This is a genomic window from Methylobacterium symbioticum (genome assembly GCF_902141845.1).
Taxonomy (GTDB): Bacteria; Pseudomonadota; Alphaproteobacteria; order Rhizobiales; family Beijerinckiaceae; genus Methylobacterium; species Methylobacterium symbioticum.
On the sequence record NZ_CABFPH010000012.1, the window covers coordinates 60,696 to 83,471 of the forward strand.

Annotated in this window: 22 protein-coding genes; 13 read left to right on the plus strand and 9 right to left on the minus strand. The window is 70.2% G+C overall.

Annotation, left to right across the window (positions count from 1 at the left end; genetic code table 11):
- Positions 1-28: 28 nt before the first annotated feature.
- The 4 genes from minC (MET9862_RS06635) (at position 29) to minE (ending at position 2,789) form a co-directional block, all read left to right on the plus strand.
- Positions 29-754, plus strand: coding sequence for a septum site-determining protein MinC (minC, locus tag MET9862_RS06635; protein WP_142582318.1), 726 nt, complete (start codon positions 29-31; stop codon positions 752-754).
- Positions 755-1,077: 323 nt separating this feature from the next.
- Positions 1,078-1,677, plus strand: coding sequence for a septum site-determining protein MinC (gene minC, locus MET9862_RS06640; protein WP_142582347.1), 600 nt, complete (start codon positions 1,078-1,080; stop codon positions 1,675-1,677).
- A gap of 12 nt (positions 1,678-1,689) precedes the next feature.
- Complete coding sequence (minD, locus tag MET9862_RS06645; RefSeq protein WP_142582319.1) at positions 1,690-2,505, plus strand: septum site-determining protein MinD; 816 nt, start codon at positions 1,690-1,692, stop codon at positions 2,503-2,505.
- The gene (minE, locus tag MET9862_RS06650; RefSeq protein WP_142582320.1) at positions 2,502-2,789 is read left to right on the plus strand and encodes a cell division topological specificity factor MinE; all 288 of its coding nucleotides are present in this window, start codon (positions 2,502-2,504) and stop codon (positions 2,787-2,789) included. Before minD ends, minE begins: the two co-directional genes overlap by 4 nt.
- Positions 2,790-2,863: 74 nt before the next feature.
- On the opposite strand, the gene MET9862_RS06655 is transcribed toward minE, so the two are convergent.
- On the minus strand, positions 2,864-4,255 hold the full coding sequence (locus MET9862_RS06655) for a cytochrome P450 (protein WP_142582321.1): 1,392 nt from the start codon (positions 4,253-4,255) through the stop codon (positions 2,864-2,866).
- A gap of 211 nt (positions 4,256-4,466) precedes the next feature.
- Between MET9862_RS06655 and MET9862_RS06660 the strand changes: the two genes are divergently transcribed.
- Positions 4,467-4,802: a DUF167 domain-containing protein gene (locus MET9862_RS06660; protein WP_142582322.1), complete on the plus strand. Its 336-nt coding sequence runs from the start codon at positions 4,467-4,469 to the stop codon at positions 4,800-4,802.
- A gap of 103 nt (positions 4,803-4,905) precedes the next feature.
- Here the strand turns inward: MET9862_RS06660 and MET9862_RS06665 are convergent, their stop codons facing one another.
- The 3 genes from MET9862_RS06665 to pedF all read right to left on the minus strand — a co-directional run bounded on the left by MET9862_RS06665 (position 4,906) and on the right by pedF (position 8,403).
- Positions 4,906-6,705, minus strand: a complete 1,800-nt coding sequence (locus MET9862_RS06665; RefSeq protein ID WP_142582323.1) for a PQQ-dependent methanol/ethanol family dehydrogenase — start codon at positions 6,703-6,705, stop codon at positions 4,906-4,908.
- Between the two features lie 415 nt (positions 6,706-7,120).
- A complete protein-coding gene (locus MET9862_RS06670; protein WP_142582324.1) occupies positions 7,121-7,924 on the minus strand; it encodes a substrate-binding periplasmic protein in 804 nt (267 codons plus the stop codon).
- Positions 7,925-7,980: 56 nt separating this feature from the next.
- Positions 7,981-8,403: a cytochrome c-550 PedF gene (gene pedF, locus MET9862_RS06675; protein ID WP_185156774.1), complete on the minus strand. Its 423-nt coding sequence runs from the start codon at positions 8,401-8,403 to the stop codon at positions 7,981-7,983.
- A gap of 236 nt (positions 8,404-8,639) precedes the next feature.
- Here pedF and MET9862_RS06680 point away from each other — a divergent pair, with 236 nt between their 5' ends.
- The 8 genes from MET9862_RS06680 (at position 8,640) to MET9862_RS06715 (ending at position 18,826) form a co-directional block, all read left to right on the plus strand.
- Positions 8,640-9,890, plus strand: a complete 1,251-nt coding sequence (locus tag MET9862_RS06680; RefSeq protein WP_438616600.1) for an ABC transporter substrate-binding protein — start codon at positions 8,640-8,642, stop codon at positions 9,888-9,890.
- Positions 9,887-10,894 carry a YVTN family beta-propeller repeat protein gene (locus MET9862_RS06685; protein WP_142582326.1) on the plus strand — a complete coding sequence of 336 codons (1,008 nt, stop codon included), beginning with the start codon at positions 9,887-9,889 and terminating at the stop codon, positions 10,892-10,894. Before MET9862_RS06680 ends, MET9862_RS06685 begins: the two co-directional genes overlap by 4 nt.
- Entirely contained in the window at positions 10,891-13,023 is a 2,133-nt protein-coding gene (locus MET9862_RS06690; protein ID WP_438616601.1) for a 4Fe-4S binding protein, read from the plus strand. The genes MET9862_RS06685 and MET9862_RS06690 overlap by 4 nt, the downstream gene beginning before the upstream one ends.
- A complete protein-coding gene (locus MET9862_RS06695) occupies positions 13,020-14,015 on the plus strand; it encodes an FAD:protein FMN transferase (protein ID WP_142582327.1) in 996 nt (331 codons plus the stop codon). Before MET9862_RS06690 ends, MET9862_RS06695 begins: the two co-directional genes overlap by 4 nt.
- Before the next feature lie 124 nt (positions 14,016-14,139).
- Positions 14,140-14,700 carry a cysteine hydrolase family protein gene (locus tag MET9862_RS06700; RefSeq protein WP_142582328.1) on the plus strand — a complete coding sequence of 187 codons (561 nt, stop codon included), beginning with the start codon at positions 14,140-14,142 and terminating at the stop codon, positions 14,698-14,700.
- A complete protein-coding gene (locus MET9862_RS06705; protein ID WP_142582329.1) occupies positions 14,700-15,692 on the plus strand; it encodes a GlxA family transcriptional regulator in 993 nt (330 codons plus the stop codon). The genes MET9862_RS06700 and MET9862_RS06705 overlap by 1 nt, the downstream gene beginning before the upstream one ends.
- A gap of 174 nt (positions 15,693-15,866) precedes the next feature.
- Positions 15,867-18,212 carry an Orn/Lys/Arg family decarboxylase gene (locus tag MET9862_RS06710; RefSeq protein ID WP_142582330.1) on the plus strand — a complete coding sequence of 782 codons (2,346 nt, stop codon included), beginning with the start codon at positions 15,867-15,869 and terminating at the stop codon, positions 18,210-18,212.
- Positions 18,212-18,826, plus strand: a complete 615-nt coding sequence (locus tag MET9862_RS06715; RefSeq protein WP_142582331.1) for a GNAT family N-acetyltransferase — start codon at positions 18,212-18,214, stop codon at positions 18,824-18,826. Before MET9862_RS06710 ends, MET9862_RS06715 begins: the two co-directional genes overlap by 1 nt.
- Before the next feature lie 127 nt (positions 18,827-18,953).
- Here MET9862_RS06715 and MET9862_RS06720 read toward each other — a convergent pair whose 3' ends face one another.
- Genes MET9862_RS06720 through MET9862_RS06740 form a run of 5 tightly spaced genes read right to left on the minus strand, consistent with a single transcriptional unit; the run spans position 18,954 to position 22,709 of the window.
- Positions 18,954-19,310 (minus strand): Rieske (2Fe-2S) protein, encoded by a 357-nt coding sequence (locus MET9862_RS06720; protein WP_142582332.1) that lies wholly within the window; start codon positions 19,308-19,310, stop codon positions 18,954-18,956.
- Positions 19,282-19,986, minus strand: coding sequence for an ABC transporter ATP-binding protein (locus tag MET9862_RS06725; protein ID WP_142582333.1), 705 nt, complete (start codon positions 19,984-19,986; stop codon positions 19,282-19,284). The genes MET9862_RS06720 and MET9862_RS06725 overlap by 29 nt, the downstream gene beginning before the upstream one ends.
- Positions 19,979-20,806, minus strand: coding sequence for an ABC transporter ATP-binding protein (locus MET9862_RS06730; protein WP_142582334.1), 828 nt, complete (start codon positions 20,804-20,806; stop codon positions 19,979-19,981). Before MET9862_RS06730 ends, MET9862_RS06725 begins: the two co-directional genes overlap by 8 nt.
- Entirely contained in the window at positions 20,803-21,840 is a 1,038-nt protein-coding gene (locus tag MET9862_RS06735) for a branched-chain amino acid ABC transporter permease (protein WP_142582335.1), read from the minus strand. The genes MET9862_RS06730 and MET9862_RS06735 overlap by 4 nt, the downstream gene beginning before the upstream one ends.
- Positions 21,837-22,709: a branched-chain amino acid ABC transporter permease gene (locus tag MET9862_RS06740; protein ID WP_142582336.1), complete on the minus strand. Its 873-nt coding sequence runs from the start codon at positions 22,707-22,709 to the stop codon at positions 21,837-21,839. The genes MET9862_RS06735 and MET9862_RS06740 overlap by 4 nt, the downstream gene beginning before the upstream one ends.
- Positions 22,710-22,776: the final 67 nt, after the last annotated feature.

Genomic DNA, 22,776 nt, shown 5'->3' on the forward strand with positions numbered 1-22,776 from the left:
AGCCGTTCCCTCCGAAGCTTGACGCCCCGTGACCCAGACCAGCGCCCGACCGGCCCGGACCCCGATCCGCTTCCGCGGCCGTTCCTTCATGGCGACGGTGCTCGCCCCCCTGCCCCCGATCGCCGACTGGCTGGCCGAGCTCGACGCGGTCAACGCCCGCGCCCCGTCCTTCTTCGCCGGCCGGCCCGTGATCCTCGACCTCGCCGGCCTGCGTCTCACGCGGGCCGACCTCGAGGAGCTCGTTGCCGATCTCGGGCAGCGCTCGATCACCATCCTCGGGGTCGAGGGCGCGCCGGACGGGGTGCTCGGGCCCGGCCTGCCGCCGCCCCTGTCGGGAGGACGTCCGTCGGGTGAGGTCGCCCCGCCCGATTCCGAGGCCGCGCCGGACGCCGCCCTGCCGGCAAGCCCGCCGCCGCCGGCCCGCTCGCTGATCCTCGACGCTCCCGTGCGCTCCGGCCAGACGATCCTGCACATGGAGGGCGACGTCGTCGTGATGGGGGCGGTCGCCTCTGGCGCCGAGGTCATCGCGGGCGGCTCGATCCACATCTACGGGACCCTGCGCGGCCGGGCGGTGGCCGGCGTCTCCGGCAATCCGCAGGCGCGGATCTGGTGCCGCCGCTTCGAGCCGGAGCTCGTGGCGATCGACGGCCTCTACAAGGCGGCCGACGACCTCGATCCGGCCTTCCAGGGACAGGCGGTCGAGGTGCGCCTCGTGGATGACGCGATCCTGCTGGCGAAGCTCGACAGGGCCTGATCCTCCAAGTCTCTCCTCTCGGACCCGAAGCGCGCGACGCCGGACCGGGCTCCGGTCCGGTGCGAGCGATCAGGGCAAGCTCAGACCGGGATGCCTTGCGGTGTTCTGCTGAGATTCGACCCGATCTGACACCGGATCCAAGGATCCTCGCATGAAATGCGCACAGGATCCGAAACCTTAACCCTTCGGTAACCATAGCGGCCGTCAATGATCCGGTAAGGAATCGTTGAGCCGTGACCAGCCCCACTCTTCCGGACTCTCCCCCGCCCCGCCTTCCCGCCCTGCGCGGGCGCGCCTTCAAGGCGCTGGCGCTGACTCCCGAGATGCCGCTTTCCGACTGGTTCGCGGGGCTCGATGCAGCGCTCAAGCGGTCGCCGACCCTGTTCGACGGCCGCGCGGTGATCCTCGACGTCGCCGCCCTGAAACCCGAGCCGGACGCCCTGCGCACGCTGCTCGCGGACCTGCGCCGACGGCGCATCCGCATCCTCGGCCTCGAAGGCGCGGAGGCGGGCGACGACGGGCTGCCGCCGCTCCTGGCGAACGGCCGCCCGACGCAGAATCTCGACCTGCCGGTGATCCCGACCGAGCCCGAGACCACCTCCCTCACCATCGAGGGTTCGGTGCGCTCCGGCCAATCGATCGTCCACCGCACCGGGGACGTGACGGTGATGGGCTCGGTCTCTTCGGGAGCCGAGATCCTGGCCGGCGGCTCCATCCACATCTACGGCGCCCTGCGGGGGCGCGCCATCGCCGGCGCCGCCCGCAACCCCCGCGCCCGCATCTGTTGCCGCAAGTTCGAGCCCGAGCTGCTCGGGATCGATCGCCTCGTCCGCACGGCCGAGGACATGGGGACGCATCTGCGCGGTCGCCCCGCTCAGATCTGGCTCGATGGCGGCGCTATCCGAATGGCAAGCTTGGATTGAGGAGGAACGAGAATGGCAAAGGTTCTCGTAGTCACATCGGGCAAGGGCGGCGTCGGCAAGACGACCACCACGGCGGCCCTCGGCGCGGCCCTGGCTCAGGGCGGCTCCAGCGTCTGCGTCGTCGATTTCGACGTCGGCCTGCGCAACCTCGACCTGATCATGGGCGCCGAGCGCCGGGTCGTCTACGACCTCATCAACGTGGTCAACGGCGACGCGAAGCTCCCGCAGGCCCTGATCAAGGACAAGCGGCTCGACACGCTGCACCTGCTCCCGGCCTCGCAGACCCGTGACAAGGATGCGCTGACCGACGAGGGCGTCTCCCGGGTCATGGACGAGCTGCGCGAGAAGTTCGACTGGGTGATCTGCGACAGCCCGGCCGGCATCGAGCGCGGCGCCCAGCTCGCCATGCGCCACGCGGACGTCGCCGTGGTGGTGACGAACCCCGAGGTCTCCTCGGTGCGCGACTCCGACCGGATCATCGGGCTGCTCGACTCGAAGACGGTGCGGGCGGAGAAGGGTGAGACGGTCGACAAGCACCTGATCCTCACCCGCTACGACCCCGCCCGGGCCGACCGCGGCGACATGCTGAAGACCGAGGACGTGCTCGAGATCCTCTCGATCCCGCTGCTCGCCATCATCCCGGAGAGCCAGGAGGTCCTGAAGGCCTCGAACGTCGGCTGCCCGGTCACCCTGAACAACCCGCTCTGCGCGCCGGCCCGCGCCTATGCCGACGCGGCCCGCCGCCTGAAGGGCGAGACCGTGCCGATGGCGATGCCCACCGAGCGCAAGTCCTTCCTCGACAAGATCTTCATGCGGAGGGCGGCATGACGTTGCGGAACATCTTCGGCAAGCGCTCGTCCAGCGCGGTCGCCCGCGAGCGCCTGCAACTGATCCTGGCCCACGAGCGCGCGGAAACCGGGCGCCCGGACCTGGTGATCACCTTGCGCGAGGAGATCCTCGAGGTGATCGCCAAGCACGTCTCGGTCGAGCGCGACAAGGTGAAGATCACCCTCGACCGCGGCGAGGGCGTCTCGACCCTCGGCGTCGACATCGAACTCCCGCTCTCCTCCGCCAAGAAGCTCACGGCGGAGAAGGAGAAGAAGGCCGCCTGAATGGCCCTCACGGGAACGGCCTGAACCCGCGGATCGCTGAGATCCGCGGGTTTTTTCCGTTCGCGCGGCACGGGTCAGGCGGATCGCCGCTCCAGCCGGAACGGCGGTGCGTGCACGGGCTGCGTCGTCACGACGGCGAGCGGGAGAACCGGGCCGTCCTCGGCCAGGGCGATGCGGTAGCGCCCGACGATGCGCGCCAGCGCCAGCACCGCCTCCGTCAGGGCGAACTGCGCCCCGATGCAGACCCGCGGCCCGACCCCGAAGGGCAGGTAGGCGTAGCGCGGCACGGCGGGGGCGCCCGGCAGGAACCGGGCCGGGTCGAAGGCGTCCGGGTTCGGCCAGAGCCGGCGATGCCGGTGCAGGACCCAGGGCGGAATCATCACGATGTCGCCCGCCGCGACCGCGTGGCCGGCGATGGTGTCGGCCTGGAGCGCCCGGCGCACGATCAGGAAGGCGGGCGGGTAGAGGCGCAGCGTCTCGTCCACCACCGCCCGCGTCAGCGGCAGCCGGCCGTCTCCGGCGCAGCCCGCGGGCTCGCGCAGGTCCGCGCCCCGTGCCTCGGCGGCGACTTGCTCCTGGGTCGCGGGGTCGAGGGCCAGCAGGTAGAGGGCCCAGAACAGGGCGACCGCCGTGGTCTCGTGCCCGGCCAGGATCATCGTGGCGACCTGGTCGCGTAGCTCCGCGTAGCTGAACGCCTCGCCCGTCTCGGGATTGCGCACGGCGAGCAGGAGGTCGAGCAGGTCGCGCGCCTCGCGCGGGGCGGCCTCCGCGGCGCGGGCCGCGATGATCCGGTCGAGGAACGGCGTCCAGCGCCGCCGGAACAGGGCGCGGGGCAGATCGAGCGGTGCCGGCCAGCGCAGGGGAATCAGAATATCGAGGAGGTGGGGACGCCCGAGCCGCACGGAGTACGCGGCGATGAAGCGGCGCAGCTCCGGCCCATGGCTCTCCATCGCCACCGAGAACATGCTGCGCCCGGCGATCTCGAGGGCGAGGCGGTGCAGGAAGGCGAAGAGCTGGACCGGGCCGGCCGCCGCCTCGGCGTCGAGATCGGCGAGCCCGTCCTCGACCGAGGAGGCGATATGGTCAGCAAGCCCGTCGATGGCCTTGGGGGTGAAGGCGGGCGCGAGCGCCCGGCGCTGATAGCGCCAGGCCGAGCCCTCGCTGATCAGGAGCCCCTCCCCCAGGATCGGGCGCAGGATGCGGACGGAGCCCGAGGTCCGCGCGTAGTTCGCTTGGTTGTCCACGAGGACGCGCCGGATCGCGTCGGGGTCGCTCACCGTGAAGCTGGTGCGGCCGAGTAGCCGTCGCCGGGTGATCGGCTCCTCGTAGGCGCGGGCGGGCCAGCCGATCAGCGCGTTGTCGCGGATCGAGCGCAGATAGGCGCCGAGCGAGGGCTCGCGTTCGGGCGGCTCGCGGCGCGGCGGCACCACGAGCGGGGCGGCGCGCATCGCCTCGATTGCATCCATCGCCATCTCCAGGCGCCGTCATGCGCCCGCCGCCGAGGCGGAGACCGACCCGGTGCGAGGCGACACGAGAAAGCAACGATCTCAGGGCCGGATCGATCGCACCGCGCCCGGCCGGACCCCGAATCGAGCGCTTGATGCCGGAGGGTCGGGCGGGTGTAAACACGGCGACCGCCGGACATTGCGGCGGAGGCTCGAGGCGGGGCGGGACCGGATGGCGCAGACGATCGCGGGCGAGGCGGACCGGCCCTACCGGATCGACGGGGACGGCTTGCGTCTCGCGGTGCGGGTCACGCCGCGCGGTGGCCGGGAGGCGATTGCCGGGCTGGTGGCCGATGCGGAGGGGCGCGCGGCGCTGGCAATCCGGCTCGCCGCGCCGCCCGTGGACGGGGCGGCCAACGCGGCTCTCGTCAGGTTTCTCGCGACAAGCCTGAACCTGCGCAAGGCGGATGTCGCGATCCTGTCCGGCGAGACGGCACGGCTGAAGATCGTGCGGCTCTCAGGCGACGGCCCTGCCCTCGCGGCCCGCCTCGACGCCCTGCTGGCCTGACGCGAAAGGGACGGCGGCCTCACGGCCATCCGTCCCCGAGATCGGGCGTGCCGCGGGGCCGCCCGTCACCCGCGCCGGCATCGGAATGCCAGCGCGAGCCGTCTCACTTCGCGGCAAGCTTCTTGGGAAGCTTGAAGGCCCAGAAGCTGCCGCCCTGGTTGATGCCGGCGGTGGACTTGGCCACCTCGCCACCCCAGAGCGGGACCGCGCCGCCCCAGCCGGCCGCGACGCCGATCCACTGCTCGCCATCCTGCTCCCAGGTGATCGGGGAGGCGACGATGCCGGTGCCGACCTGGAACTTCCAGACCTCCTCGCCGGTCTTGGCGTCGAAGGCCTTCAGGAAGCCCTCGGGCGTGCCGGCGAAGACGAGATTGCCGCCGGTGGTGAGGATGCCGCCCCAGAGCGGAGCCTTGTTCTTGTAGTTCCACACCACCTTGCCGGTGGCCGGATCGATCGCCTTGAGCGAGCCGATATGGTCCTCGAAGACCGGCTTGATGGTGAAGCCGGCGCCGAGATAGGCGGCGCCCTTCTTGTAGTTCACCGGCTCGTTCCAGATGTCCATGCCCCACTCGTTCGAGGGGACGTAGAACAGCTTGGTGTCCGGGCTGTAGGCCATCGGCATCCAGTTCTTGCCGCCGAGGAAGCTCGGCACCGCGAACACGGTCTTGCCCTTCTTGCCATCCTCGGACTTCGACGGGTCGCCGGGGCGGAAGGCGTCATCGTAGATCGGACGGCCGTCCTTATCGATGCCCTTGGCCCAGTTGATCTTCTCCACGAAGGGCGAAGCGCCGAGGAACTTCCCGTTGGTGCGGTCGAGGACGTAGAAGAAGCCGTTGCGGTCGGCGGTGGCGCCGGCCTTGATGGTCTTGCCGTCCTTCTGCAGGTCGAAGGGCACGAACTCGTTGACGCCGTCGAAGTCCCAACCGTCATGCGGCGTGGTCTGGAAACCCCAGACGATCTCGCCGGTATCGGGGTTGAGCGCGAGGCGGGAGGCCGACCACTTGTTGTCGCCCGGGCGCAGCGCCGAGTTCCACGGGCCCGGGTTGCCGGTGCCGAAATAGACGAGGTCGGTCTCGGGATCGTAGGTGCCGCCGAGCCAGGTGGCGCCGCCGCCATACTTCCACATGTCGCCCGGCCAGGACTCGTTGGCCTTACCGGTCATGGTCGAGGGCTTGCCGTTGAGCTCGCCCATATGGCCCTCGATGACGGGGCGCTTCCAGACGATCTCGCCGGTCTCTGCGTCACGGGCCTCGATGCGGCCGACGATGCCGAACTCGCCGCCGGACACGCCGGTGATGATCTTGCCCTTCACGATCAGCGGCGCGGCGGTGTAGCTGTAGCCGGCCTTGAAGTCGTCGATATCCTTGCGCCAGACCACCTTTCCGGTCTTGGCATCGAGGGCCATCATCTTGGCGTCGAGCGTGCCGAAATAGACCTTGTCCTTGAACAGGGCCGCTCCGCGATTGACCACGTCGCAGCACGGCAGGATGCCCTCGGGCAGGCGGGCGTTGTATTCCCAGATCTTCTCGCCGGTGCGGGAATTGATCGCGTAGATGCGCGAGTAGGAGCCGGTGACGTAGAGCACGCCGTCCTTGACGAGCGGCTGGCTCTCCTGGCCACGCTGCTTCTCTCCGCCGAAGGAGAACGAGTAGGCAGGCACGAGACCCTGGATCGTCTCCTTGGTGATCGCCTTGAGCGGGCTGTAGCGCTGGGCCTGGGGACCGAGGCCGTAGGTGACGACGTCGTCCGTGGTCTTGGCGTCGTTCAGGATCGCCTGCTCGCTCACGCCGCCGGCCGCCGCCGCCTTGTCGGCCTTCGCCTCGGGCGCCGCGTCGGCGTGGGATGCGGCCGCCAGGAGCGCAGCCGCCCCCACTGCCGCGAGGAACCGGTTCCGCACCGTCATGGGTCTTCCTCCTCGATCGTTCCGGGACGCCGGCGCTCGTGATGGCGCGTTCGTCTGGCGGCTTGCCCCGCAGCAAAATCTAGCCAGACAGCGGTCGGGCGGTTATTGCCCATAAGTCCAAGATAAGAGTTTGTGCACTGCACAAACAGACCGCAATACGGAATCATTCCGGGTCTCCGCCGTGGAGGCCCGGGCGCAGGACTTGGAAAATCTTGGAATTCGACTCCGCTGGCTCCACTCTACTGACCCCATCCCGAGTCGGCCCCGGAAGCGGCCCTCGAAGGAGGTCTCCGGGGATCACGGCGCGATCTGGAAGGCTCCTGCGAGTCCTCCGCTGCGCTCCGGCACCTCAGGATGTGGTCGGTGGATCGGATCGGCGATCGTAAAGGCTTATGGACCCTGCTCGAACAGGCGCTCAGAACCCGGTCGGGGCGCTGTAGGTCACCCCGTAGCGAGCGCAGATTTCCTTGAGGCCGCCGCCCTCGATCAGGGCAGCCAGCGCGTCGCCAACCGCATAGCCGAGATCGCGCGAATCGGACCGGACCGCACCGCCCAGATCCCAGCGCGACTTCACCAGTCCGGTCAGGGCGAGCTCCACGATCGGATTCTCGTCCTGCGGTGCCTTGGCCTCCGCGAGCGCGGCCTCGATACCCGCCCGGGTGCCGGCCAGGATCTGCGCCTCGCCGGCGAGGTAGGCCTTGGCCGCATCCTCCTGGTTGCGGAAATGCTTGAGGGTCTCGCGGTAGCGGCCGCCCTCGGCCATCAGGAGCTGCATGTCGGAGGCACTGTTTCCCTCGACCGCGACGCTGCGCCCCTGGATGTCCTGGAAGCTGTCGAATCCCTCCATGGACCCACGCCGCCAGGCGAAGGCAAGATGCTGCTCGAAATAGGGCCGTACCAGGAAGACCTGCTCGTTGCGCAGGCCCAGCATCTTGTCGTTGGGTACGTGCAGCATCAGGTCGGCGAGCGGACTCCCGGCGAGATCGCCCCGCCAGAGGTTCAGACGGAAATCGCCGTCGACGTTCTCACCCGCATCGACGAGGCGGAGGTCCAGGGCGACCTTCAGCGCCTTGGCGACCGCTCGCGCCACGTCCACGTCGATGCCCACGGGCTGGCCGTCCCGCATGTCCGAGAACGGCGCGTTCTCGGCATAGAGCGCGACGCGGAGCGTGCCCGAGCCCGTCACCTCGTCGAGGGGCCGCGCGAGGGCGGGCCCCACAGCGAGAGACGCGAGGCCGCCGACGAGGCTGCGGCGGGTGGGTCGAGCCCTCCGCCCTACTCTTCGTGCTTGGCTTCGATGTAGGTGCGGATCGCCCAGAGCGCTTCCTGCGAGAGGATGCCCTCGAAAGCCGGCATCTTGGTCACGCCGTTGATGGTCGCACCGTGGCGCACGCGCTCGACGAAGTACTCATCGCCCTCCTTGCCGGTCGGCAGGTAGCGCAGGTCGGGTGCGAGGCCGCCGGAGATCACCTGCAGGCCGTGGCAGCGGGCGCAGTTCTGGTTGAAGCCGGAATCCCCGATGGCGACGGCCTTGGCATTGCCGCGATAGGGATTCTCGGCCTTCCACTCGGTGCCGAGCGAATCGAGGCCGTCGGTGTTCACGGGCTGGGGCTGCACGTCGCCATGGGCGAAGGCGCCGCCTGCGAGGGCGAGCCCGAGCAGCATGCCGCCCGCCAGCCGGAGCCTCTTCGTCATCATCATGTCTCCTCCCATCGGCCTCTGCTCGGGCCGGGCGGCCCCTGTCGGCAGGGCGCGGCGATTGGGCAGGACGGTAACAAGGGGCTCATCCCGGACCCATTGTGCTTTGGTACGGTTCCAGGTTTCCCGCCTCCGACATTGGTCCAATACCGGGGCGCCGTCCGCGGCTCCTATGCTCCGGGCCTTGAGCGTCGGGCTGGACCCGACCCACGGGCGGAAACGGAAAGCAGGGCAGGATGCGCGCGCGCACCGACCTCGCGGCATGCCGCGGGCCGGGCTCGACCGGGCCGGGCCGGACGGCGCGCCAGTTCCTGCGCGTCCTCATCGCGCTGCCGATGCTCGCCGCTTGTCTCGCAGGTCCGGCCCGGGCCGCGCCGCCACAGGCTCCCCTGGTGATCCACTATGTCGAGCGGCGGGTCGAGCGGCCGACGCCGCTCAACAACGAGCCGCCGATCCCGGACGACGAGGGTCTGCGCGGCGCCGAGCTTGGCCTGCGCGACGGCAACGCCACCGGCCGCTTCCTCGGGCTCGCCTTCACCCTCAAACCCGTCGTGGTCGATCCCGGTGCCGACCTGCGGACGGCGCTGGCGGGCGAGAGCCCGCACTTCATCATCGTCAACGCACCGGCCGAGGACGTGCTGGCGCTCGCCGACGCGCCGGAGCTGCGCGAGGCGATGCTTTTGAATGCCGGCGCGCCCGACACGCGGCTCCGCGACCGCGACTGCCGGGCGCGGCTGCTCCACGTGCTGCCGTCGCGCGACATGCTGGCGGACGCGCTCCTCCAGCTCCTCGCCTTCAAGCGCTGGACGAGGATCCTGCTCGTCAGCGGTCCCAATCCCGGAGACGCGCTCTACGCGGAGGCCTTGCGGCGCAGCGCGAAGAAGTTCGGCGCCCGCCTCGTCGCGGAGGCGAGCTTCGACGCGCGCGGCGCGGATCTGCGCGATTCAGCCTTGCGTGAATTCGCAACCGTGACGCGCGGCCCCGAGCACGACGTGGTGGCGGTGGCGGACGAGACGGCCGAGTTCGGGGCGAGCCTCGTCTACAACACCGCCTCACCCCGCCCCGTGGTCGGCACGCAGGGCCTCACGCCCGTTGCCTGGGGCCGCCCGGTGGAGGCCTGGGGGGCGGTGCAGCTCCAGGGCCGCTTCGCCAAGCTCGCCGGCCGCGACATGCGCCCGGTGGACTGGGCCGCCTGGATGGCCGCCAACGCGGTCACGCAGGCCGCGACCCAGCTCAAATCCGCCGATCCCGCCGCGATCCGGCGTCTGATCCTGTCGGAGAGGTTCGAGGTCGGCGGTTTCAAGGGCCGCCCCTTGAGCTTCCGCGCCTGGAACGGGCAGTTGCGCCAGCCCGTCTTCGTCCTCTGGCCGGGCGCCGTCGTGGCGGCCGCCCCCGTCGAGGGCTTCCTGCACCGGCGCACGGAACTCGATACGCTCGGGCTCGACCAGCCCGAGAGCGCCTGCCGCGCCTTCGGAGGATCGGGATGATCCGGACAGCCACCTTCGCCCTCGCCCTGCTCGCCGCGACCGGCGCACGGGCGCACGAGATCTACGTCTCGAACGAGCGCGACAACACCGTCTCGGTGATCGACAGCGCGACCTGGGAGGTGACGCGCACCTTCCCCGTGGGCCGGCGCCCGCGCGGCCTCACCTTCTCGAAGGACGGGCACCGCCTCTTCGTCTGCGCGAGCGATTCCGACGCCGTGCAGGTGATCGATCCCGCCACCGGCAAGCTGCTCCACAACCTGCCCTCAGGCGAGGATCCGGAGCAGTTCGCCCTGGCGCCGGATGGGCGCACCCTGTTCATCGCCAACGAGAACAACGCGACGACGAGCGTGGTCGACGCGGAGACCCGCAAGGTGCTCGCGCAGATCGACGTCGGCATCGAGCCGGAGGGCATGGCGGTGAGCCCGGACGGGTCGCTCGCGGTGACGACCTCCGAGACCACCAACATGGTGCACTGGATCGACACCAAGACGCTCCAGGCGACCGACGCCACGCCGGTCGGCCAGCGCCCGCGCCACGCCGAGTTCACCCGCGACGGCAAGACCCTGTGGGTCTCCTCCGAGATCGGCGGCACGGTCTCCGTCATCGACGTCGCCAGCCGCGCGGTCACCCACACCATCGAATTCGCGGTGAAGGGCATCTCGGCCGACCGGATCCAGCCGGTCGGCATCGCGCTTTCCGAGGACGGCCGCACCGCCTTCGTGGCGCTCGGCCCCTCCGACCGCGTCGCCGTGGTCGACACCGCGAGCTTCACGGTGACGGGCTACATCCTCGTCGGGCGCCGGGTCTGGCACCTCGCGATGCTGCCGGGCGGCACGCAGCTCGTGACCACGAACGGCGTCTCCGGCGACGTCACGGTGATCGATGTGGCGAGCCTCAAGGCGATCCGCAGCGTGAAGGTCGGCCGCTATCCCTGGGGTGCCGCCGTGCGGCCGAGCCCCGGCCCCGCCTCGGCAGGGGACCGCTCGGCCGGGAGAGCGGAGTGAGGCCGAGCGCGAAGCGCGCGCTCAGGCCCGGCAGCGCCAAGCCTTCCGGCCGCGGCGATCTCCGGCCGCTCTTCGCCATCCTCTGGGCCTTCCTCCTCGGCCTCGCCTCGGCCTCGGCCGGCACCCTCGACCGGGCCGGCATCGAGCGCCACTTCCCCGCGCCCCTCGTTGTGGGCGAGCGCGACGACAAGATCCCGGTCTGGCCGATCCTGAAGCAGGAGGCCGGCTCCTACGAGGTCATCGCCTACGCGTTCGAATCGATCGACTTCGCCCGCATACCGGGCTTCGGCGGCGCGGCGCCCAACCTGCTGATCGCGCTCGCTCCGGATGGCAGCTTCCGCGATGCCAAGGTGCTCTCCCACCACGAGCCCGTCTTCCTGGAAGGCCTCGGCTCGGAGCCGCTCTTCGCCTTCGTGGAGCAATATGTCGGCCTCTCGGCCAAGCGCCCGATCCGGGTCGGGCGCCCGGGGGCGCGGGCGAACGGCGCCCCGCCGGCGACCACGGTGGACGGCATCTCGATGGCGACTGCCTCGACCCGGGTCGTCAACGAGACGATGCTCGCCGCGGCCCTCGCCGTGGCGCGGGCCAAGCTCGGCTTCGGCGCCGGTCCAGCCGGCCTGCGCGTCGAGGCCAAGCCGGCTTTCGAGCCCCTCTCCGTAGCGGAGCTGGAGCGCCGCGGCTGGATCCGGCGCTTCACGGTCTCGCAAAGTCAGGCCGACCAAGCCTTCGCGGGCACGGGGGTCGAAGATGCCGATCCGGGCGAAGAGCCCTTCGCGGATCTCCGCATCGCCTATCTCAACGTGCCGAGCATCGGTCGCGCCATCCTCGGCGAGGCGGCCTTCGCCCGGCTGATGCGCGAGCTCGGGCCGGGCGACCACGCCGTACTCGTTGTGAGCGACGGCCGCTGGAGCCCGATTCCCGACGATTTCGTGCTCGGCTCGATTCCCGACCGCGTGACGATCCAGCAGGGCGGTCTCGCCGTGAATGCCCGCGACGCCGCCTGGGAGCGGCGCGACCTCGCCCCGTCCCTCCCCGCCGGCCCCTGGACCATCCTGAAGATCACCGAGGCGGCGGGCTTCGACCCCTCCGCCCCCTGGACGCTCGCGCTCAAGCTCACCCGCGAGCGCGGGCAGATCTTTCCCGAGAAGATCTCACGCGAGATCAGCACGGATTACGCGCTGCCGCCGGAACTTTTCCTCCGGCAGTCGCCCGATGCGGGGCCGGACTGGACCGAATCCTGGCGGGCGCGCGGCTGGGAGCTCGGCGTGATCGCGGCGGGTCTGGGCCTCCTCGTCCCAGTGCTCGTGCGCCAGCGCGGGCTGGTCGCACAGGCCCGGCCCTTCTCCCTGTTCCGCCTCGGCTTCCTCGCCTTCACCCTCGGCTTCGTCGGCTGGTACGCCCAGGCGCAGCTCTCGATCGTCACCGTGGTCGGGCTGGTGCGCGCCGCGTTCCACACGGGCGACCTCGGCTTCCTGCTCTACGATCCGCCCTCGCTGCTGCTCTGGGCTTTCGTGCTCGTCACCCTTCTCGTCTGGGGACGCGGCACCTTCTGCGGTTGGCTCTGCCCGTTCGGGGCGCTGCAGGAGTTCGCGGCCTGGGCGGCCAAGCCTCTCCGAATCCGCCAGGTCGCCGTACCGCCCCCGCTCGACCGGGCCCTGCGGCAGGCGAAATACTTGCTGCTCGGCCTCATCCTCGGCGCGGCGGCGCTGGGTTCGCCGCTCGCCGACAGCCTCGGCGAGGCCGAGCCGTTCAAGACCGCGATCACCCTCTACTTCCTGCGCAGCCTGCCCTTCGTGGCCTACGCGCTCGGGCTGATCCTCCTCAACCTCTTCGTCTACAAGGGGTTCTGCCGCTATCTCTGCCCGCTCGGCGCGAGCCTCGCCGTGCTCGGGCGCCTGCGCCTCCTCGACTGGATCCCGCGCAGGGCGGAATGCGGCTCGCCCTGCCAGCTCTGCAAGGTGCGCTGCCGATACGGTGCGATCGCCCCCTCGGGCCGCATCGACTATCCCGAGTGCTTCCAGTGCATGGACTGCGTCACGATCATCCAAGACCCGAAGCAATGCGTGCCGGAAGTGCTGGCGCGTCGCCGCGCGCACCGGGCCGTGCCGCAGACGGTGGCTGCCGAATGAGCGCGTCCGGTATCCGCCTGCGCCCGGCCCCCGAGCGGCGGCGCATCCTCGCCGGGGCGTTCGGCGCCCTCGCGGCCGTCGCCTCCGGACCTGCGGCCCTGCGGGCGCTGGCAGGGGCACAGGGACGGCAGGCGGCGACGCGGGCCGGGCTTGCCTTCGGCACGACGGTTTCGCTCACCCTGGCCGGGGCGCGGGGCGCCGATCTCGAGCCGGCCTTCCGGGCGGGGTTCGCGGCGATCCGTGCGGTCGAGGCGGCGGCGAGCCTCTATCGGCCGGACAGCGCGCTGGCGCGGCTCAACCGCGACGGCAGCCTCGACGATCCCGACCCGCTCCTCGTGGAACAGCTCCGCTTCGCCCTGGATCTCGCCGCGGCGAGCGGTGGCGCGTTCGATCCGACCGTGCAGCCCTTTTGGACCCTTTGGGCAGAGGCGGCAGCACGGGGCGAACGGCCGGACGAGCGGGCCCTCATCGAAGCCGTCGCCCGCGTCGGCTGGCGCGAGGTCGAAATCAGCGCTGGCGCGATCCGCTTGGCGCGGCCCGGCATGGGCGTGACGCTGAACGGGCTCGTCCAGGGCTACGCCGCCGACCGGGTGCTGGCGGCGCTCGCCGCGCATGGCATCGCCGACGCCTTCGTCGATACGGGCGAGTTCGGCGCGCTCGGCCGGCACGCGGACGGCACGCCCTGGCGCCTCGGTATCGGCGGCCCCCGCCGCGGCGGGGACCTCGCCGCCGTGATCGAGCCCTTCACCGGCTTCGCCGCGACCTCGGGCGACGACGCCACCGTGTTCTCAGTGGATCACCGCGACCACCACATCTTCGACCCCGCCACCGGAACCTCGCCGCAGGCCCTCTCCGCGGTGACGGTGACCGCCCCGAGCGGCCTGCTCGCCGACGCGCTCTCCACGGCGGCCTTCGTGCTCGGGCCTGAGCGGGGGGCGGCCCTCGTCGTGCGCTATCCGGGCTGCGCTGTGCGATTCACCGCGAAGGTGTGATCGCCTCCGTTCGATGCATCTCCTGCTTTGGCTGGATCGGTCCCCTGATTGACCGCCCCGCGGCTTTTCGCCAAGCAATCCAAACCCGATGCTGCGCGTCAGGACCAACACCTTGAGGCGCCTTATGTCCGACACCGCTCTTCTGGTCATCGATGTCCAGGAATCCTTCCGGCATTCCACCTATTGGAGCGATGCCGATCTGGCACCCTTCGTGGAACGCCTTCAGACCTTGATCGACGGTGCGACGGCCCGGGCCATCCCCGTATTGCAAGTGTTCCACACTGCCGAGGTCGGCCCGTTCTCGCTCGCCTCCGGCCATGTCCGCACCCTCAGCCCGATCGTCATCCAGCCCGACGCGGTGTTCCACAAGACCAAGCACAGTGCCTTGGTCGGCACCGGACTGGACACTTGGCTGACGCAGCACGGCATCCGCCGCCTGATCGTATCCGGCATCCGGACCGAGCAGTGCTGCGAGACGACGACCCGTCACGCCTCGGATCGAGGCTGGGCCGTGGATTATGTGACCGAGGCGACCCTGACCTTCGCGATGACGCATCCTGGCGGCCAGCACTTCAGTCCGGCGGAGATCAAGACGCGCACCGAGCTTGTGCTGGCGGGTCGGTTCGCTCGAATCGCCACCGTCGAGGCGGCCCTGGCGGGAGCCGAACTGGCCAGCGCTGCCTGATGTCGACGCGGCGGCATGTCCATGTTCTCGCCGTCCTACCGCCGCGCGTCCTTCTTCTGGACCTTGCAGGCCCCCTCGAAGTTCTGCGCGTCGCGGGTGGTCTGCAGGACGAGATCGCCTTCACGGTGAGCTATGTGGCGCCGAGGCCGAGCACGCGGTGCTCGATCGGGCTGGATCTGGCTGGTGCGGCCGGCCTGCCGGACAGGATCGAGGACGGGGTGCTGGTGTTCCTACCGGGCTCGGCCGTTCGCGGCCTCATGCCCTGGCCGCAGGCCGTCGATGACGAGGCGGAGAACGAGGCCATTGTGTCTTGGCTCCGCGACACGATCCGGCCGACACATACGCTGGTCATGGTCTGCGAGGGCGCCTCGCTCGCGGCGCGCGCCGGTCTGCTCGACGGCTATGCCTGCACAACGCACCATGCCAATTGCGGCAAGCTGGCCGCAGCCACGCCGCTGGCGCAAGTCTTGGACAACCGTCTGTTCGTCGAGGATCGCAATCGTCTGAGCAGCGCGGGCGTGACCGCCGGCGTGGACCTGATGCTGCATCTCGTCGCCCGCTGGTGCGGGCCGGCCGTGGCGGTCGCAACGGCTCGCACGCTGGTCGTCTATCTGCGCCGCGGCCCGAACGACCCGCAGCTCTCGGCATGGCTGGAGGGCCGCAACCACCTGCATCCGGTTGTCCACCGGGCACAAGATGCCATCGCGGCCGATCCAGCACGCGACTGGTCGCTGGCTGAGCTGGGGCGAGTTTCGGGGGCCAGCGCCCGCAACCTATCGCGCCTCTTCCAGACGCAGACCGGAATGACCGTGACCACGGCCGTCAACCGTGCCCGCCTCGCCCTCGTGACCGATCTGCTGGAGCGCACCGGGCTGAGCATGGAACAGATCGCCGAACGCGCCGGATTCGGCTCCGCTCGGCACATGCGGCGCATCTGGCACCAGTATCATCCGCATCCGCCATCGAGCGTCCGGAGAGGGGCGACCATCTGAGGCGCTTCGCTCCGGCGGCGGGTCGTGAACGGGCATCCGGCATCGTCCGGCATGTCTGCCCGGTTTGAACACCGTCCCCGCGACCTCGTCACGGGTTGCCAACGCCCCCGTTCATGTCATCCGAGCGTCACAGTCGCGCCTAAAAGCCTGGGGCGACCCGAGACAGGAGCCGTCATGGACTTCCACCGCCGCTTCACCGTGCTGATGTGCACGCCGGCCTTCGACCCAGACGACCTGGAGGGCGTGCGCGTCAACCAGATCGTCGCGGCGGTCGAGGAACGAGGCTTCGAGGTAGTGCGGGCGCGGCGCGTCGAGGACGCGGCGATCGCCGTTCAGACCGACGCGGCGGTGGGCTGCCTCGTGGTGGACTGGGGCAAGCGTGGCCTCGACGGCAAGGCCGCCGCCCTCATCGACATGATGCGCAAACGCGGCCTGGAGATGCCGATCGTCATCATGGTCCGCCGCAAGCGGCTGGAGGACATCCCGGTCGAGCTGCTCGACTTCATCGACGGCTACATCTTCCTCGCCGAGGAGACTCCGGAATTCATCGCCCGCGGCCTCGTCTCCCGCGTGACACAATATGCCGAGACCCTGAAGACGCCCTTCTTCGGCGCGCTGGTGGACTATGCCGAGAAGGGCAACCAGCTCTGGACCTGCCCGGGGCATAACGGCGGCATCTTCTACAACCGCTCGCCGATCGGGCGAATCTTCGTCGAGCATCTGGGCGAGGCGATCTTCCGCGACGACCTCGACAACTCGGTGCTCGATCTCGGCGACCTGCTCACCCACGAGGGCCCGGCGCTCAAGGCCCAGAAGGAGGCCGCGCAGATCTTCGGCGCGGAGAAGACCTACTTCGTCCTCAACGGCACCTCGGCCTCGAACAAGATCGTGCTGTCGTCCCTGGTGGCCGAGGGCGATCTCGTCCTGTTCGACCGCAACAACCACAAGGCGGCCCATCACGGGGCGCTCTTCCTCGGCGGCGGCATCCCGATCTTCCTGGAGACCGACCGGAACGCCTACGGCCTGATCGGACCGATCTATCACGAGGCCCTGGACGAGACCCGCATCCGCGAGAAGATCCGCGACAACCCGCTGGTCAAGGATCGCGACGCCTGGCGCAAGGAGCGCCCGTTCCGCGTCGCGGTGATCGAGCAATGCACCTATGACGGCACGATCTACGATGCCCAGGAGATCCTGGAGCGGATCGGCCATCTCTGCGACTACATCCTGTTCGACGAGGCCTGGGCGGGCTTCATGAAGTTCCACCCGCTGTTCCAGCGCCGCTTCGCCATGGGCCTGACCGGGCTCGACGAGACCTCGCCCGGCATCATCGCCACGCAATCGACCCACAAGCAGCTGGCGAGCTTCAGCCAGGCCTCGCAGATCCACACCAAGGACGGGCATATCCGCGGGCAGACGCGCCGCGTGGAGCACCGCCGTCTCAACGAGAGCTTCCTCGTCCACGCCTCGACCTCGCCCTTCTACCCGCTCTTCGCCTCGCTCGATGTCGGCGCGCAGATGATGAAGGGCCGCTCCGGCATGGTTCTGTGGGATGACACGATCCGACTCGGCATCGAGTGGCGTAAAAAGGCCCGCGCCATCCGCAAGGAGTTCGAGGAGAATGAGCGCGATCCCCTGAAGCGCTGGTTCTTCGATCCCTTTGTGCCGGACGTGACCACCACCGCCGACGGGGCCGAGGTGCCCTGGGAAAGCGTGCCGACCGACGAGCTTGCCGCCAATCCGCGCCATTGGGAGCTGAAGCCCGGCGCCCGCTGGCACGGCTTCACCCATGTGGCGCCGGGCTACGCCATCACCGATCCAAACAAGCTCACCGTGCTCACCCCCGGCTTCGACCGGCAGACGGGGGCTTATGCCGAGCATGGCGTGCCCGCGCCGATCGTCGCGCAATACCTGCGTGAAAACAGGATCGTAGCCGAGAAGAACGACCTAAATTCGTTGCTCTTCCTGCTGACGCCGGGCGTCGAATCGTCGAAGGCCGGCACGCTGATCTCGGGCCTCGTCGCCTTCAAGCGGCTCCACGACGACAACGCGCCGCTGGAGGAGGCGATGCCGGAATTCGTGCGGCGGCGGCCCAACCGCTACGCGGGCGTGCGCCTGCGCGACCTCTGCGCCGACTATCACGCCTTCCACCGGGAGGCGAACACCTCGGCGCTCCAGCGCAAGCAGTTCGCCCCCGAGCACCTGCCCGAGATGGTGATGCCGCCCAAGGACGCGGCCCAGATGCTGACGCGCAACCACGTCGACTTCGTGCCGATCGCGGAGGCCGAGGGCCGTGTGGCGACGACCTTGCTTCTGGTCTACCCGCCCGGGATCGGCACGGTGCTGCCCGGCGAGCGGATCGATGAGCGCGCCAAGCCCATGCTCGACTATTTCAAGATGTTCGAGGCCGCCGCGAACCTGTTCCCCGGCTTCGAGGCCGAGATCCAGGGCGTGTACCGCCAGCACGAGCCGGACGGGCGGATCCGCTTCTACACCTACGTCCTGCGCGAGAGCCGCTGATGGAGGCCGACGCCCCGGTGATCGGGACTCCCGGCATCGTCATCCGCCCCTCCTCCGACGCGGATGTCGCGGCGATGATCGCGATCTACGAGCACCATATCCGCCGGGGCGTCGGCGACACGGGCGATTTCGAGGAGGAGCGCCTGCTGCCCGACGACCTCAAGCGCCGGCGCAAGACCATGCGCAAGAAGCGCCTGCCGCATCTCGTGGCCGACCGGAACGGCGAGGTCGCGGGCTACGCCTACGCCGTACCCTTCCGCAAGCGCCCGGCCTATCGCTACACCCTGAAGCACTCGATCTACGTGCATCCCGACCATCTGCATGCGGGCATCGGGCGGCGCTTGCTGCCCGCCCTCATCGAGGCCTGCGCCGCGGGCGGCTACCGCCAGATGATCGGCTATATCGACGCCAAGAACGAGGCGTCGCTACGCCTGCACGAGGCCTGCGGCTTCGAGCGGGTCGGCCGCCTTCCCGCCGTCGGCTACAAGTTCGGCCGCTGGAGCGACAGCGTCATGGTCCAGTGCCCGCTCGGATCCGGGTCGGAGACCCAGCCCGCCACCTGGAGCCGCCCGGTCGAGGAGCTGGTCGCCGGGCACGATTGGGGACAGGAGTGATCTAGACTCCGCTCGATCAGAGCGGGCTCCGTATCACCGAGCCCGCGCGGCGTCTGAGCGAAGCCCAAATCCGCCATCCCGAAGGGATCAACCGGATTGGGTAGGCGGCGGCGCGGCCCGGCCGCGCCTACCCCCCTCCCCCGAGCCTGACCCAGAGACCGTCCTCCGCTTGCTCGACCGGGAACAGGCGCAGGGGCCGGAACGACCAGCCCGGCGAGACCGCCCCCGTCTCGAGGTCGAAGAAGGCGAGATGGCGGGGGCAGAGCAGCCGGCCGTCGGAACAGCGGCCGAGGGCGAGGTCGGCGCCCTCGTGCGGGCAGGCCCGCTCGGCGGCGACGATCCGATCCCCGTCCCGGATGAGGACGAGGTGAACGTCGCCGGCCGCGACCGGCATCAGGGTCCGGTCGCCGAGGAGGTCGGCGGGGCCGAGGCGGATCCGGGCCGGCCGCGCCGCCTCAGCCGCCGAGATAGGCTTCCCGCACATGCGGATCGGCGATGAGCGCCTGGCCCGTGCCCTCCAGCACGATGCGGCCGGTCTCGAGCAGGTAGGCGTGGTCGCAGAGTTCGAGGGCCGCGAAGGCGTTCTGCTCGACGAGGAGCACGGTGGTGCCCGCGTCGCAGATCGCCCGGATCACCGCGAACATCCGCTCGACGATGTTGGGGGCAAGGCCGAGCGAGGGCTCGTCGAAAAGGACGAGCTTCGGACGCGCCATCAGGGCCCGGCCGATCGCCAGCATCTGCTGCTCGCCGCCGGACAGGGTGCCGGCGGCCTGATGCCGGCGCTCGGCGAGGCGCGGGAACTCGCCGTAGATGCGCTCCAGATCGGCCGCGATGCCGGACCGGTCGCGGCGCAGATAGGCGCCCATGGCGAGGTTCTCGGCGACGCTCATCTGCGGGAAGACGCGCCGCCCCTCGGGACAATGGGCGATGCCGGCGGCCAGGATCCGCCGGGGCTCGGTCCCCGCGACGTCGCGGCCCTCGAACCGGATCGCACCGGAGCGGGCCGGCACGAGGCCGGAGATCGCCCGGAGCGCCGTGGATTTGCCGGCGCCATTCGCGCCGACCAGGGCGACGAGCTGGCCTTCGCGCACGTCGATGGTGAGGCCCTTCAGGGCCGTGACATGGCCGTAGCCGCAGACGAGATCGCGGATCTCAAGCATGGGCCGCCTCCTGCGCCTCGGCGGCGGCGCGCCGCGCGGCGCTGCCCTGGCCGAGATAGGCCTCGATCACCGCCGGGTCGGTGCGGATCCGGTCCGGCGGACCTTCCGCGATCAGGCGGCCGTAATTGAGCACGACGATGCGGTCGGAGACCTCCATCACCATCGGCATGTCGTGCTCGACGAGCAGGAGGGTGACGCCCCGCTCCCGGATCTGCCGGATCAGCCGCACGAAGACCCGCGTCTCCGAGGCGTTCATGCCCGAGACCGGCTCGTCGAGGAGGAGCATGGCAGGCTCGGTGGCCAGCGCCAGCGCCACGCCGACGAGGCGCTGCTCGCCATAGGCCAGGGAGCCGGCCTTCTCCTGCGCCCGCGCGCTGAGGCCCACCCAGTCGAGCAGGGCCTCGGCGCGTTCCCGCAGGCGACGCTCGCTGGCCCCCGCCCGGCCGAGAAGCGCGTCGAGGACGGGCGCACGGCCGATACCGGGTGCCCCGGCAGCGCCCTGCCGGTGCAGGCCGATCATCACGTTGTCGAACACCGTGTCGTCGGGGAAGACGCTGGTGCGCTGGAAGGTGCGGGCGAGGCCGAGCCGCGTGATCTCGTGCGGCTGGAGACCCTTGAGGCTCGTCCCGCGGAAACGGACCTCGCCCTGGCTCGGCTTCAGGAAGCCCGTCATCACGTTGAAGGCGGTGGTCTTGCCCGCCCCGTTGGGGCCGATCAGGCTGACGATCTCGCCCTGGGCCACGTCGAAATGCAGGTCGGCGATGGCGACGAGGCCGCCGAAGCGCACCCCGACATGCTCGACCGAGAGGATCGCGCTCATCGCTGCACCACCGGGCTGGCTTCGAGGACGGGGACGGCGCGGACCGGCCGGCGCCGGGCGAGCAGCGCGGAGACACCCGGCACGATGCCCCGGGGCATCACGAACAGGATCAGGATCAGCACGACCCCGTAGACGATCCACTGCGCCTCGGGCGCCATCACCGGGCGCAGGGCCACGGGCAGGAGGCCGAAGATCAGGCCGCCGATGACGGGGCCCATCAGCGTGCCCTTTCCGCCCGCCACCACCATGATGACCATCGAGACGGTGGTGGTGAAGGCGAAGACGTCGGGATCGATGATGCGCAGGTAATGGGCGTAGAGGCTGCCGGCCGCCCCCGCCATCGCCGCCGAGACCACGGCGGCGACGGTGAGCGTGCGGGTGGCGTTGATGCCGACCGAGAGCGCAAGCGACTCGTTCTCCTTCAGGCCGCGCATGGCCCGGCCGAAGCGCGAACCGACGAGGCGCGCGATCACGAGGTAGCAGAGCGTGCCGATCGCGAGGACGAGGTAGTAGTTCTGCAGCTTGGTCTTCAGCGTCCAGGCGCCGATCCCGGGCAGGCCCAGCGTGATCGCCGGGATGTTGGTCAGTGCCAGCGGCCCCTGCGTCAGCTCGACCCAGTTGAGGGCGACGAGCCGCACGACTTCCGCGAAGGAGATGGTCACGATGACGAAATAGGCGCCGCGCACCCGGAAGGAGAGGCGCCCGATCAGGTAGCCGCAGGCGCCGGCCGCGAGGGTCGCGAGCACGAACCCGACGGCCGCCGGCCAGGGCTCGTGCACCACGCGCAGGCCGAAGCCGATCTCCACGTCGAAGCCGAGGCTCGTCAGGGCGCTGACATAGGCGCCGATGCCGAAGAAGGCGATGTGGCCGAGGCTGAGCTGCCCGGTGAAGCCGAGCAGCAGGTTCAGGCTCATGGCGCCGATCGTCACGATGCCCGTCACGATCAGCGCGTTGAGGAGGTAGGGATTCGCGCCGAGCGCCAGCGGCAGGGCGACCAGGGCGCCGAGCAGCGCCAGAGGAAGGAGCCGGCTCATCCGATGCGCTCCGCCTTCGCGAACAGGCCGGTCGGCTTGTAGAGCAGCACGGCGATGATGATCAGGAAGCCCATCGCGTCGCGGTAGCCGGAGGAGACGTAGCCGGCCCCGAGTTCCTCGGCGAGCGCCAGGATGAAGCCGCCGATCGCCGCTCCCGTGACGTTGCCCAGCCCGCCGAGGATGACGATGGCGAAGGCCTTCAGCTCGGCGAGCCCGCCCATCTGCGGGAAGACAACGTAGACCGGGCCGAGCAGCGCCCCGGCCGCGGCGGCGAGCGAGGAGCCGAGCGCGAAGGTCGCGGTGTAGATGAGCCGGACGTTGACGCCCATCAGCGCCGCCGTGTCCGAGTCCTGGAAGGCCGCGCGCATGGCGAGCCCGAGCTTCGTCCGGTTGATGAGAGCGTAGGTGAGCCCGATCAGGCCGAGCGCCGCACCGAGCACGAACAGCCGCAGCCAGGAGACCGAGACCGGCCCGACCTGGAGCGGCACCTCGGGGAAGGGCGACGGAATCGCCTTGGCGACGCCGCCGAAGATCCAGAGCGTGCCCGATTGCAGGGCGATGCCGGCGCCGATCATCACCAGCATGGTGGTGTCGATGTCCGAGCCCCGGAACGGGCGCAGCAGCAGCACCTCGATCGCCGCCCCGAACAGCAGGCCGCCGAGGATCGCCACCGGCAGCGCCAAAAAGAAGTTCAGCCCGAGCGCGGCGACCGCGAGATACATGAGGTAGGCGCCCACCGTGTAGAGCGCGCCGTGGGTGAAGTTCACCACGTTCATGATCCCGAAGATCAGGGTCAGCCCGATCCCGAGGAGCGCGTAGGTGCCGCCCAGGATGAGGGTGTTCACAAGGTGCTGGATCAACTGGTCCATGGGCGGCCCCGGGTTGGGTGGAGCGGGATGGCGGGATTGTGTGGGCGCCCCCTCCCCCCTCTGCGGG